Raw genomic sequence first — 13,657 nt, forward strand, 5'->3', positions numbered from 1 at the left:
GGTCGGCACCGTCCTCGTCGACGCGCCCGCGCTGCGGTCGGACGACGGTCTCCGGTCGGACGACTCGCTCGACGTCGCCGGGTTCGCGCGGGGCCGCCGCCTGCTCGTCGAGGTGGTGGACGCCGAGGAGGCCGCCGCCGTCATCCCCGTCGCCCGCGAGTTCGCCGGAGACGTCGGGCTGATCGCGCGGGGCTCCGAGGCGGGCGGGCGCGTCGGTGAGCTGACCTCGTTCGTGCTGCTGCAGCGGCTGATGGCCGACCCGGCGGTGGACGTCCCCGTGTACTCGGCGGGCGGGATCGGGACGCACACGGCCGCGGCGGCGGTGGCGGGCGGCGCGGCCGGGGTCGTGCTGGACGTGCAGCTCGCGCTGGTCAGGGAGATGGACCTGCCCGCCGACGTCGCGTCCGCGCTGGCGGCGATGGACGGCGGCGAGACCGCGGTCGTGCACGGGCATCGCGTGTACACGCGGCCCGACCTGCCGGAGATCGAGCTGGCCGGGCTCGGCCCGGCGGAGGTCGGCGCGCGGCTCGGCGCGACGGGGCTGCGGTCGCGGCTGCTGCCCGTGGGGCAGGACGGCCCGCTGGCTGCGGTGCTCGCCGGGCGGCACAAGACCGCCGGGGGCGTGGTGCAGGCCGTCCGGGACGGGATCGCGGCGCATCTGCGCGCCGCCGTCCGTGCCGAACCGCTGGCGCCGCGGCCGGAGCCCGTCGTGGTGCAGGGGCCGATGACGCAGGTCAGCGACGGTTCGGCGTTCGCGGGCGCGGTCGCGCAGGACGGCGGCCTCCCCTTCCTCGCCCTCGCCCTGATGGACGGCGACCGCGTCGAGGCGCTGCTCCGCGAGACCGCCGACCGGCTCGGCGGCCGCCCCTGGGGCGTCGGGATCCTCGGGTTCGCGCCGCCGGACGTCCGGGAGGCGCAGCTCGCGGCGGTCCGCGCGGCCGGGCCGCCCTACGCGCTGATCGCGGGCGGCGTTCCGGCGCAGGCCGAGCCGCTGGAGGCCGCCGGGATCAGCACGTACCTGCACGTCCCGTCGCCGGACCTCCTGGACAGGTTCCTCGACGAGGGCGCGCGCAAGTTCGTCTTCGAGGGACGCGAGTGCGGCGGGCACGTCGGGCCGCGGGCGAGCTTCCCCCTGTGGGAGGCGCAGGTCGAGCGGCTGGCGGCGTTCGGCGGCGACCCCACCGAGCTGTCGGTGATGTTCGCGGGCGGCATCCACGACGAGCGGTCCGCGGCCATGGTCGCGGCGCTCGCCGGGCCGCTGGCCGAGCGCGGCGCCGACGTCCGCGTGCTGATGGGAACCGCGTACCTGTTCACGTCCGAGGCGGTCGCGGCGGGCGCGATCCTGCCGGGCTTCCAGCACACGGCGGTCGAATGCGACGGCACGGCGCTGCTGGAGACGTCACCCGGCCACGCCACCCGCTGCGCCCGGACGCCCTACGTCGACGTGTTCGCCGAGACCCGCCGCGAGCTGGAGCAGGCCGGGACACCGCGGCAGGAGGTGTGGCACCGCCTGGAGAAGCTGAACCTCGGGCGGCTGCGCCTCGCCAGCAAGGGGCTGCGCCGCTCCGTGCCCGTGGAGCCCGCGGTGCAGCGCGCCGAGGGCATGTACATGCTCGGCCAGGTGGCGGCGCTCCGGTCGGCCACGACCAGCGTCGCCGCGCTGCACGAGCAGGTCACGGCGGGGGCGTCCGCGTTCCTGGCCGCGCGCGCCGAGGAGCTCGGCATCGCCGCGGCGCGTCCGGCGGCGGGCGCCGCGCGGCCCGCCGACGTCGCGATCATCGGGATCGGCTGCGTGTTCCCCGGCGCCGGTGACGCGGACGCTTACTGGGCGAACATCGTCGCCGGGACCGACTCGATCACCGAGGTCACCCGCTGGGACCCGGAGACCTACTACGACCCGTCCGGGGACGGGAAGACGCCGTCCAAGTGGGGCGGGTTCCTGCCGGACGTCCCGTTCGACGCGCTCGCGTACGGCATCCCGCCCAACGCGCTCGGCAGCATCGACCCGATCCAGCTCCTGTCGCTGGAGGTCGCCGCCCGCGCGCTGAAGGACGCCGGATACGCCGACCGGCCCTTCGACCGCGCCCGCACCTCGGTGTACTTCGGCGCGGACGGCGGCAACGACCTCGGCACGGCCTACCGGATGCGCGCCGCGCTCCCGTCCTACTTCGGGGAGGTCCCGGCCGGGCTGGACGAGCAGCTCCCGCGCCCCACCGAGGACTCGTTCCCCGGCGTCCTCACCAACGTCATCGCCGGGCGCATCGCCAACCGCCTCGACCTCGGCGGCGCCAACTACACCCTCGACGCCGCCTGCGCCGCGTCCCTCGCCGCGCTCGACGCCGCCTGCAAGGACCTCCTCGCGGGCACCAGCGACATGGTGGTGTGCGGCGGCGCCGACCTGAGCAACGGCATCCACGACTACCTGCTGTTCGCGTCGGTCGGCGCGCTGTCGCCGTCCGGGCGCTGCGCCGCGTTCGACGCGTCCGCGGACGGCATCGCGCTCGGCGAGGGCGTCGCGTGCGTCGTGCTGAAGCGCCTCGCGGACGCCGAACGCGACGGCGACCGGATCTACGCCGTCGTCAAGGCGGTCGCCGGATCCAGCGACGGGCGCTCGCTCGGCCTCACCGCGCCCCGCGCCGAAGGGCAGCGCCGCGCGCTCGACCGCGCCTACGAGCGCGCCGGGGTCGCGCCCGCGTCGGTCGGGCTCATCGAGGCGCACGGAACCGGCACCGAGGTCGGCGACCGCACCGAACTCGCGACCCTGAAGGCCGCGTTCGCCGACGCCGCGCCGGGCAGCGTCGCGCTCGGGTCGGTCAAGTCGCAGATCGGGCACACCAAGTGCGCCGCCGGGCTCGCCGGTCTCATCAAAACCGCGTACGCGCTGCACACGGGCGTGCTGCCGGGCACGCTGCACCTCACCCGCCCCAACGCCGAATGGACGCCCGGCGGGCCGTTCGCGTTCAGCGGCGCCGCGCGTCCCTGGGCGGCCCGTCCCGGCGACCGGTTCGCGGGGGTTAGCGGGTTCGGGTTCGGCGGGACGAACTTCCACGCCGTCCTGTCCGGCTACGACGGGGCGCCGGAACCGGTGTCGGGGCTCGCCGAGTGGCCCGCCGAGCTGTTCCTGATCCGGGCGGACGGCCGGGACGCCGCCCGCGCCGGGATCGACCGCCTCTCCGCCCTGCTCCAGGGGCGGGGCGAGCCGCGGCTCCGCGACCTCGCCCGGACGGCCGCCGCGCTCGACGGGCCCGTCCAGGTCGCCTTCGTCGCCACCGGCCTGGACGACCTGCGCCGGAAGCTCGCCCTCGCCGCGGAGTTCCGCCCGGCGCCCGGTGTCTTCGTGCCGTCCGGCGATCCGGGGCCGGGGCAGGTCGCGTTCCTGTTCCCGGGGCAGGGCAGCCAGCGGCCGAACATGCTCGCCGACCTGTTCGTCGCGTTCCCGCGCCTCCAGCGCCTCCTCCGCCTCGCCGGCGGACGGTACGCCCCGGCGATGTTCCCGCCCGCCGCGTTCGGCCGCGCCGACACCCGCCGCCACCAGGCCGAGATCACCGACACCCGGGTCGCGCAGCCCGCGCTCGGCATCGCCGGGCTGGCCGTGCACCGGCTGCTCACCGCGCTCGGCGTCCACCCCGACCTCGCCGCCGGGCACAGCTACGGCGAGCTCGTCGCGCTGTGCGCCGCCGGGGTCGTCGGCGACGCCGACATGATCGAGCTGAGCGCCGCGCGCGCCGAGGCGATCCTGGCCGCCGCCGGGGAGGACCCGGGCGCGATGGCCGCCGTCACCGGGTCGCTGCGCGACGTCCGCGAGACGCTGGCGGGCCTGTCCGGGATCGTGATCGCCAACCACAACGCGCCCCGCCAGGTCGTGATCTCCGGGACGTCCGACGGGCTGGAGCGCGCCATGCCCGTGCTGGCCGCCGCGGGCCTCGCCGCCCGGCGGCTCCCGGTGGCGTGCGCGTTCCACAGCCCGCTCATCGCCGCCGCGTCCGCCGGTCTGCGCGCCGACCTCGCCCACCGCGACCTGCGCTCGCCCGCCTTCCCCGTCTGGGCGAACGCGACCGCCGCCCCCTACGACACCGACCCCGCCGAGCTCGCCGCCACCCTCGCCGGTCAGGTCGCCGCGCCCGTCCGGTTCGTGGAGCAGATCGAGGCCATGTACGACGCGGGCGCCCGCACGTTCGTGGAGGCGGGGCCCGGACGCGTCCTCACGGGCCTCGTCGGCGAGATCCTCGGCGACCGCCCGCACACCGCCGTGAGCTGCGACGCGCCAGGCGAGAACGGCCTCGTCCACCTCCTGCACGCCCTCGCGGAACTCGCAGCCGCCGGAGTGCCCCTCGACCCGCTTCCCCTGTTCGCGGGACGCGACGCCCGCCCGCTCACCGCCGCTCCCGGCGTGCCCGGCTGGGTCGTCAACGGGCACCTCGTCCGGACCGCCGACGGCGGCTACCCGGAGGGCGCGCTCCGCCAGCCCGAACGCCTCCCCGGCCTGAGCCCGCGCGGGGCCGAGGACGCCGTGCTGGAATACCTGCGCGCCGGGCGCGAGATGATCGCCGCGCAACGCGAGGTGATCCTCCGCCACCTCGATGGGTCGGCACCGCCGCCGCCCGCGCCCGAGGCCCCTGCGCCTCCTACCGTTCCTGTGCCTGCGCCTCGTGCCGTCCTTCCGGGGGAGACCGACACGGACGCGGACGTGGACTCGGACGAGGCGCCGCGGGACGTCCACGCCACCGTCCTCGCGGTGATCAGCGCCCGCACCGGCTATCCCGAGCCGATGCTGGACGCGTCCCTGCACCTGGAGGCCGACCTCTCCATCGACTCGATCAAGCGCACGGTCATCCTCGGCGACCTCGCCGACCGCCTCGGCATCACCGCTCCCGAGCGGCTCGGGGCCGTCACCACCATCGGCGATCTCGTCGCCTCCGTCCGCGCCCACGGCGCCGGGACCGCACCGCAGCCCGTCGTCCCGCCCCAGGCCGGTCCGGCCGAGGAGGCTCCCGCGGCCGTGCCGGTGCGGGACGGGGCGCCGCCGCTGCGCGGGGAGACGGGCGCGTTCGCCGCGGGCGCGCCCGCTCCGGCGTCCGCCGACCGGCAGGTCTGGCCGCGGACCGGGGACGGGACGGCGGGCCGGGGCGGCGGCGACACCCCGCCATGCGGCCGGATCGTGCGGCAGGTCCTGCGGGTCGTGGAACTGGACGCGCTGCCCGTCCCGCCCGAGTCGGGGACGGTGTTCACCGGACGCCGCTTCCAGATCGTGGACGACGGCTGCGGCATCGCGCTGGAACTCGCCGACCTGCTCGAACGGCAGGGCGCGCAGGTGCGCACCCCGCGCGAGGTCGACGGCACCTGCGACGGGCTGATCCATCTGGCGGCGCTGCGGCCGGGCGCGACGGGCGTGCTGCCCGCCGCCTACGACGGCATCCGGCACGCGCTGGCGGGCGGGCTGCGCTGGCTCGTCCTCGCGGGCGGGGCCGGCGGGACGTTCGGACGCCGGTTCGACGGCGGCGGCATCGGGGACCCGGCGCCGGGCGCGGGGCTGCGGGGCCTGGCCCGGACGGTCGCCCAGGAGCACCCCGAGGTCCTCGTCCGCGCTCTCGACGTCGACACCAGGGACACCCCGAGGGCGATAGCGCAGCGCATTCTCGCGGAACTGCTGAACGCCGACGGGCCGGTCGTCGTCGGCCATGAGGGCGATCTGCGGCGCGGCCTGGCCGTCGTCCCGGCGGAGCTGGACGGCGACCCGAAGCCCCCGGTCGGCCCGGACGGCGTCGTGCTCCTCACCGGCGGGGCGCGCGGGATCACCGCCCGGGTGGCGCTGGAACTGGCCCGGACGAGCGGCTGCCACATCGAGATCATGGGCCGCACGCCCGAGCCGGACGCCGAGCCCGCGTCGCCGGACACCCCGGACATCCCGGACGAGGCCGGGCTCCGCCGCGCGCTCGCCGCACGCGGCGGGCTGCGACCGGCGGAGATCGAGGCGGCGATCCGCACGATCCTCGCCGAACGCGAGATCCGCCGGAACCTGGACGCGCTGCGGGAGCACGCGGCGTCCGTCCGCTACCACGCGGGCGACGTGCGCGACCCCGACGCCGTCCGGGACGTGGTCGACAGCGTCTACGCCTGGCACGGCCGCCTCGACGGCGTCGTCCACGGCGCCGGGATCATCGAGGACCGCCTCGTCCGCGACAAGACCCCCGAGTCGTTCGCCAGGGTGTACCGGACGAAGGTGGACGGCGCGTCCGCCCTCGTCCAGGCCGTCCAGCCCGACCTCGGGTTCTTCGTCGTCTTCGGCAGCGTCGCGGGCGTCCACGGCAACCGCGGCCAGGCCGACTACGCCGCGGCGAACGACGCGTGCGACACCCTCGCGAACGTCTGGCGGACGCGCCTGCACGGCCGGGTGCTCGTCGCCGACTGGGGCCCGTGGGCAGACGGCGGGATGGTGTCGCCGGAGCTGGCGCGCGAGTACGCGCGGCGCGGCACCGCCCTGATCGGGCCGGACGCGGGCGCGGCGGCCCTGCTGCGCGAGATCGCGCACGGCGACGAGACGCAGGTCGTGTTCACCGGGGCCGTCCGGTGAGCCCCGCCGGGGAGCCGATCGCGATCGTCGGCGCCGGGGCGGTGTTCCCCGGCGCGGGATCGGCCGCCGAGCTGTGGCGCAACGTCCTGGCCGGGGTCGACGCGATCACCGACGTGCCGCCCGGACGCTGGGACCCCGCGCTCTACTACGACCCCGATGCCTACGCCCGCGCGCCGGAGAGCGACCGCTTCTACTGCAAGCGCGGCGGATTCGTCGACGAGCTGGCCACCTTCGACCCGGCCCGGTTCGGGATCGCACCGGCGGCCGTGCCCGGGATGGAGCCCGACCAGCTGCTCGCGCTGCGCGCGGCGGGCGACGCGATCGAGGACGCGGGCGGCGACGGCCGGCTCCCCGACCGGTCGCGGATCGGCGTGGTCGTCGGGCGCGGCGGCTACCTCGCGCCGGGCGCCGCGCGCTTCGACCAGCGGGTCCGCACGTCCCACCAGGTCGCCGGGATCCTCGCCGAGCTGGTGCCGGAACTCGGGGACCGGCGGCTGGACGAGATCCGCCGCGCGTTCTGCGAGCGCCTCGGCTTCGACGGACCGGACGCCCCGGACGACCTGGGCGGCCCCGGCGCCTCCGGGCCGTCCGGGCTCGTGCCGAGCTTCGCCGCGTCCCGCATCGCCGGGCATTTCGACCTGCGCGGCCCCGCCTACACGCTCGACGCCGCGTGCGCGTCGTCGCTGCTGGCGGTCGAGCACGCGGTGCGGGCGCTGCGGAGCGGGCAGGCGGACGCGATGCTCGCCGGGGCCGTCCACCACGCCCACCACGCCACCCTGTGGAGTGTCTTCACCCAGGCGCGGGCGCTGAGCCCGACCGGGACGATCCGGCCGTTCGACCGGGCCGCCGACGGGATGCTCCTCGCGGAGGGCACCGGGATCGTCCTGCTCAAGCGCCTGCCGGACGCCGAACGGGACGGCGACCGGATCCACGCGGTCGTCCTCGGCGCCGGGTCGTCCAGCGACGGCCGCGCACCGGACCTCCTGAGCCCGCTCGCGGACGGCCAGGTCCTCGCGGTCGAGCGCGCCTGGCGGGACGCGGGACTCGACCCGGCGGAACCCGGCGCGGTCGGGCTGGTCGAGGCGCACGGCACGGCGACCCCGGCGGGCGACGAGGCGGAACTCGCGACGCTCCGCAGGGTCTTCGGAACCGGCGGCCCGCCGATCGGGCTCGGCACCGTCAAGTCGATGATCGGGCACGCGATGCCCGCCGCCGGGATCGCCGGGCTGATCAAGGCCGCGTGCGCGCTGCGCGACGGCGTCCTGCCGCCGACGCTGCACGTGGACGACCCGCATCCCGCCCTGGAGAACGGCAGGCTCCACCTCATCCGGGAGCCGACCGACTGGGAATGCCATGGCGGGCCCCGGCGGGCCGTGGTCAACGCGTTCGGGTTCGGCGGCGCGAACGCGCACGTGATCCTGGAGGAGCCGCCGCCGAGCGGCGCCCGGCGGACACGGCCGCGCCGGACGCTCGACCCGCCACAGTCGGACGAACGCGTCCTCAAACTGGCCGCGGACACGCCCGAGGAACTGGCCGCCGCCCTGGCCGAGCCCGACGAGAACCTCCTGGCGCGGGCGCTGGACGAAGTGGAGACCCCCGATCTCCCGTGCCGCCTCGCGATCGTCGCCCCCACGCCGCGCAGGCTCGACCTGGCGCGGGCGGTCGTCCAGCGGGGGACGCCGTGGCGCGGCCGCAGCGACGTGTGGTTCTCACCCCGCCCGCTGCTCGCCGAAGGCGGGCGGCTGGCCTTCCTCTTCCCCGGGTTCGAGCCCGCCTTCGAGCCCCGCGTCGACGACGTCGCCGACCACTTCGGGCTCCCGAAACCCGCGCTCACCGGCCGCTCCGACCTGTTCGCCCATGCAGCCGACGTCATGGGCGTGGGCCGCCTGCTGGCCGCCGCGCTCGCCGAACTCGGCATCGAACCCGACGTCGTGGCGGGCCACAGCCTCGGCGAGTGGACGGCGATGATCGCCACCGGCCGGTACGACGCCGACGCGGCGGAGGCGTTCGTCCGGGCCCTCGACGGCGAGGAGCTGGACACCCTCGACGCCGTGTACGGGGCCCTCGGCTGCGGCGCCGCCCGCGCCCGGGACGCCGTCGCCGGACGTCCCGGTGTCTTCGTCAGCCATGACAACTGCCCGCACCAGTCGGTGATCTGCGGCCCGGCGGACGAGGTCCGCGAGATCCTGGGGAGGCTGGCGGCCGAAGGCGTCCCCGGGCAGGAGCTTCCGTTCAGGTCCGGCTTCCACACGCCGCTGGCCAGGGCGTACGAGGGCCTGATGCAGCGGTCGTTCGAGGCCGTGCCGGTCCACGGCTCGCGCGTCCCGCTGTGGTCGGCGACGACGGTCGCGCCGTTCCCCCGGGCGGCCGCCGACGTCCGGGATCTCGTCGTCCGGCACCTGCTCGAACCCGTCCGGTTCGGCGACCTGGTCGAGGAACTCCACGCCACGGCCCGCGCGCGGGTGTTCCTCCAGGTCGGCCCCGGCAGCCTCACGGGATTCGTGGCCGACGCGCTCGGGGACCGCGAGCACCTCGCGATGGCCGTCAACACGCCGAAACGGGACGGCATGGCGCAGCTCCGCCGCGTCGCCGCCGCGCTGTGGGTCGAAGGGTACGGCGCGTCCCCGCCGCCGCCCGCGCCCGCCACGGGCATCCCGCTCGACCTCGGCACGCCGCTGGTCAGGCTGGACGGCGCCGTCCCGCCCATCCGCCTCGCGTCCGGGGCGGCCTCTGGGGCGGCCTCCGGGACCGCGTCCGGGACCGCGCCCGACGTGCCGTCGCTGCCCGCGGACGATCCCGTCCTGGCCGAGCTGGAGGCGCTCCTCCACGACGCGGCGGCGGGGGCGCAGACCGTCGTGGAGGCCCTCGGCGCCAGACCCGCGCCGAGCCCGCCGGTCGAGGACGCACCACCGCCCCGGGACGAGCTCGCCGTTTCCCGCGTCTTCTCGCTCGCCGCGATGCCGTACCTGAGCGACCACTGCGTGATACCGCAGGCCCCGGGCTGGCCCGACATGTCGGACAGATTTCCGATCGTCCCCCTGGCCACGCTCCTCGAAGTCCTGGCCGACACGGCCAGGGAACTGCTGCCCGGCATGGTGGTCATCGGATTCGAGGACGTCCGCGCCGTCCGCTGGATCGTGGCCGCCCCGCCGACCACCGTGGAGATCCGCGCCTCCCTCATCGAGGAGCGCGACCGGCGGCGCAAGGTGAAGGTCGTCGTCAAGGACCACGCGCACGGGACGGTCCTGCTCGCCGACCGCCACCCGGCGCCACCGGCGCCGGACACCACTCCGCTGACCATCGAGGGCCCGCCCATAGTCACCGCGGACCGGCTGTACGAGGAGCGCTGGATGTTCCACGGCCCGCTCTTCCGCGGCATCACCGAGATCACGGCCGTCGCGGAGGACGGTGTGCGCGCCGTCCTGACGTCCTTGCCCACGCCGGGCGCGCTTCTGGACAGTGCGGGCCAGCTGTGCGGCCACTGGATCCAGGTGTACGGCGACACCAACCAGATGGTGTACCCCATCGGGATCGAGCAGGTCTCCCTGTACGGGCCGCTGCCGCCGGCGGGCGAACACCTCGCGGCGACCATCTGGAACCAGTCCCTGACCGACACGACCATGCGCTGCTCGGCCGAACTGGTCCGCGAGGACGGGACGGTATGGGCGCGCATCGGCGGCTGGACGGGCCATCGCTTCTACACCGACGAGGCCATCTGGCGGATGCGGTTCACCGCCGAGGTCTCGGGAACGGGTGAGCCCCAACCCGGCGGCTGGTGCCTGGCCCGGAAACGCTGGGACGGCACGGCGTCGCGCGATCTCCTCATGCGCTACTACCTGTGCGCCCCCGAGCGCGCCCAGTACGAGGCTCTCCCGCCGTCCGCGCAGGGGCCCTGGCTGCTCGGACGCATCGCGGCGAAGGACGCCGTCCGGGACCACCTCTGGCGGAACGGCCACGGCCCCCTCTTCCCGGCGGAACTCACCGTCCACGACGGGCCCGCGGTCACGGGCCCGTTCGACGAGCCGCTCACCCTCTCCATCGCCTCCACCACCGAACTGGGCGTGGCCCTGGTGAGAGCAGGCCGGGAACCGTCCGGCATCGGCCTCGCCCGGAACGAGAAGGACGCACGCGCCCGCGCGGCCAAGGAGGCGGTGCTGCGCTCGCTGGCCCCCGAGCGGCCGGCGGAACTGGTCGTGACCGTCGCCGACGCCGAGCGGCTGCTCATCGCCGCGGACGGCACGGTCACCACCGTGGAAACACGCGAAATAGAAGAACACGTCGTGGCCTGGACGGTCGCGGCCGGCGGAGCGGACATGGAGGAGGCCCGCGCATGAGCGACGACATAAGGTCCGAGGTCGTCCGGATGCTGATCGACGTGGTGGGGGAGGACTTCCTCCTCGACGTGGAGATCGGCCCCGGCACCGCGTTCGGCGACGATCTCGGGCTGGAGAGCATCGAGTTCGTCGCGCTGGTCGACCGGCTCCGCACGCACTACGGCGACCGCGTCGACTTCCCGGCGTTCATCGCGGGCCTGGACCTCGACCAGCTCATCAACCTGACCATCGGGGACCTCGTGGACCACATCGCCGCCCAGGAGCAGGCGCATGCCTGAGGTGACCGCGCGCGGTCTCCGGTTCCACGTCCAGGAATCCGGAACGGGCCCGCCCGTCGTGGTGTTCGTCCACGGCCTCGCCGTCGACAACCTGTCCACCTTCTACTGCTCGCTCGCCCCACCGGTGGCCGAGGCGGGCACCCGGTGCGTCCTGTACGACCTGCGCGGGCACGGCCGCACCGAGCGCCCGCCCACCGGCTACGGCGTGGCCGACGCGGTCGCGGACCTCTTCGCCGTCCTGGACGCCCTTGGCCACGATCGCGTCCATCTCGTCGCCAACAGCTTCGGCGGAGTCGTCGCGCTGAACGCCGCCCTCACGCACCCCGGCCGCGTGGCCGGGCTCGTTCTCATCGACGCGCACGGGCCCGCCGACGGGCCCCACTGGACCCGGAACTTCCACAACTCGCTGGCGAGGTCGGCGCTTCTGTTCGAGTACGACCGGACCGCCGACCAGCTCGCCTCCGTCGAACGCCGCCTGGCGCGGCTGGTGGCGCACGCGGACGCGCTCCTCAACGGCACGACGCTCGTGGACGACCTCGCCGCGCTGGAACCCGTCAGCCCCGCGGCCCTCGCGACCCTGCGCTGCCCCGTCCTGGCGTTCTACGGCCAGCATTCGGACGTGGCCGACGCAGGCCGGCTCCTCGTCCGCCACGTACCCGGCTGCGCGCTGCACACCCTGGACGGTTACGCACACTCCCTGCTCCCAGCCGGAACGTCCGAGATCCTGGAGGTCCTGTTGCCCTGGCTCGCCCACCACGCCGGCACGCGGGCGCCCGCCGCCGGAGCCGTCCGATGAGTGCCCGCCGCCGCACCGTCCCGTCCCTGCTCGACGACCCGGGCATCCGGCGCGCGCGGACATCGCCACGGCGCTTTCTGTTCGCGGTCCCGCCGCTGGCCGGGCACATCAACCCCACCGTCGCGGTCGGGGCCGAGCTGGCCCGCCGCGGCCATCAGGTCGCCTGGACGGGCCACCGCCCGTCCATCGAACCGCTGCTGCGCTCCGGCTCCCGCATCTTCAACGCCACCGAAGGCGACTTCGGGCGCCGCCTGCCCGATATCCGGAACGACTGGTTGGGGCTGCGCGGCCTGGCCGCCCTCCGCTTCCTCTGGGAGGAGTTCGCCGTCCCGCTCGGACATGCCATGATGCCGGGCGTCGAGAAGGCGATCGACCGTTTCCGCCCGGACGTCGTGGTCGCGGACCAGCTCGTCCTCGCCGCCCCGGTCGCGGCCCGGCACCGGGAGATCCCCTGGGCGACTTCGGCGACGACGTCCTCCGAGTTCGCCCGCCCGCTCGCCGGCATGCCGAAGGTCGAGCAGTGGATCCGCGACCAGATGGCCGCCTTCCAGCTGGACCACGGCATCGACGACCTGCTGGACCTGCGCTTCTCCGACCACCTGGTCCTGATCTTCTCGACCGGCGCCCTGATCGGGGACATCTCCTTCTTCCCCGACCGGTTCGCGTTCGTCGGCCCCGCCCTCGGCCGTCCCGCAACCGGCCCCTTCCCCTGGGACTGGCTGGACGGCCGCCCCGCCGCCCTCGTCACCCTCGGCACGCTGGTCGGCTCGTCCGGCCGGCGGTTCCTCGGGGCCGCCGCCGACGCCGTCCGCGAGCTGGACATCCAGGCGATCTTCGTGGCGCCTCCGGAGACCGTCGCCGACCCGCCGCCGAACGTGCTCGTCCGCGCGCACGTCCCGCAGCTCAAGCTGCTCGAACGGGTCTCCGCCGTCGTCTGCCACGGCGGCCACAACACCGTCTCCGAGTCCCTGTCCCAGGGCCTCCCGCTGGTGGTGGCCCCGATCCTGCACGACAACTCGGTCGTCGCCCGCCAGGTGGAGGCCGCCGGTGCGGGCGTCTGCGTCCGGTTCGGCCGCGTCCGCCCGGACGAGCTCCGCACGGCGCTCGCCACCGTCCTCGCGGACGGCCCGCACCGGGCCGCCGCCGAACGCGTCCGGGAGTCCTTCGCCGCGGCGGGCGGCGCCGCCGAGGCCGCCGACCGGCTGGAGAAACTCGCGTGATCGAGGACGAGATCCGATGGATGGCGCGCCTGTTCGAAGGGGCCTACGGCGAACCACCGGCGACGATCCGCCACGCCTGCGGAGCGCTACCACTCCTGGACGGCTGGGAGGTGCCGCTCCCGTGGGGCGCCGCGGTGGCCGCCGGTCACTCCTCCGACGGCACCACGTCCCTTTACTCCATGAACCACTACGCCCAGGGCGTCGTCACGCCGCCCACCGCGAAAGACTGGGCCCGGGCCTGCATGACGGCCTTGGACGCGCACGCCTCCCCAGGCACCCACATCCTGGTGAACCGCGAACTGCCCGCGGAAATGGGCCTGCTCACTGGCGCCGAGACCGTCGCCGCCACGACCCTGGCCCTCCAGGACCTCCACGGCCGCGCCGGTGGCCCGGCCCCGGCGCCCGGTCGCGGCCTGGCCGGAACGGGCCTGTGCGTCCTGCTGATCGAGATCGGATCC

6 protein-coding genes are annotated in these 13,657 nt (G+C 75.7%); all 6 read left to right on the top strand.

Annotated elements, in window-relative coordinates; all coding sequences use genetic code 11:
- Positions 1-6,571 (top strand): type I polyketide synthase (locus E1264_RS30520; protein ID WP_207936444.1); only part of this gene is annotated, 6,571 nt, incomplete at its 5' end.
- Positions 6,568-10,905 carry a beta-ketoacyl synthase N-terminal-like domain-containing protein gene (locus tag E1264_RS30525; RefSeq protein ID WP_132178912.1) on the top strand — a complete coding sequence of 1,446 codons (4,338 nt, stop codon included), beginning with the start codon at positions 6,568-6,570 and terminating at the stop codon, positions 10,903-10,905. The genes E1264_RS30520 and E1264_RS30525, both read left to right, overlap by 4 nt.
- Positions 10,902-11,183 carry a phosphopantetheine-binding protein gene (locus E1264_RS30530; RefSeq protein WP_132178913.1) on the top strand — a complete coding sequence of 94 codons (282 nt, stop codon included), beginning with the start codon at positions 10,902-10,904 and terminating at the stop codon, positions 11,181-11,183. The genes E1264_RS30525 and E1264_RS30530 overlap by 4 nt, the downstream gene beginning before the upstream one ends.
- Positions 11,176-11,979 carry an alpha/beta hydrolase gene (locus E1264_RS30535; protein ID WP_132178914.1) on the top strand — a complete coding sequence of 268 codons (804 nt, stop codon included), beginning with the start codon at positions 11,176-11,178 and terminating at the stop codon, positions 11,977-11,979. The genes E1264_RS30530 and E1264_RS30535 overlap by 8 nt, the downstream gene beginning before the upstream one ends.
- Positions 11,976-13,199: a glycosyltransferase gene (locus E1264_RS30540; protein WP_132178915.1), complete on the top strand. Its 1,224-nt coding sequence runs from the start codon at positions 11,976-11,978 to the stop codon at positions 13,197-13,199. The genes E1264_RS30535 and E1264_RS30540 overlap by 4 nt, the downstream gene beginning before the upstream one ends.
- The coding region (locus tag E1264_RS30545) for a hypothetical protein (protein ID WP_132178916.1) at positions 13,196-13,657 on the top strand (462 nt) is incomplete at its 3' end. The genes E1264_RS30540 and E1264_RS30545, both read left to right, overlap by 4 nt.

It is taken from the genome of Actinomadura sp. KC216 (assembly GCF_004348535.1).
GTDB lineage: Bacteria > Actinomycetota > Actinomycetes > Streptosporangiales > Streptosporangiaceae > Spirillospora.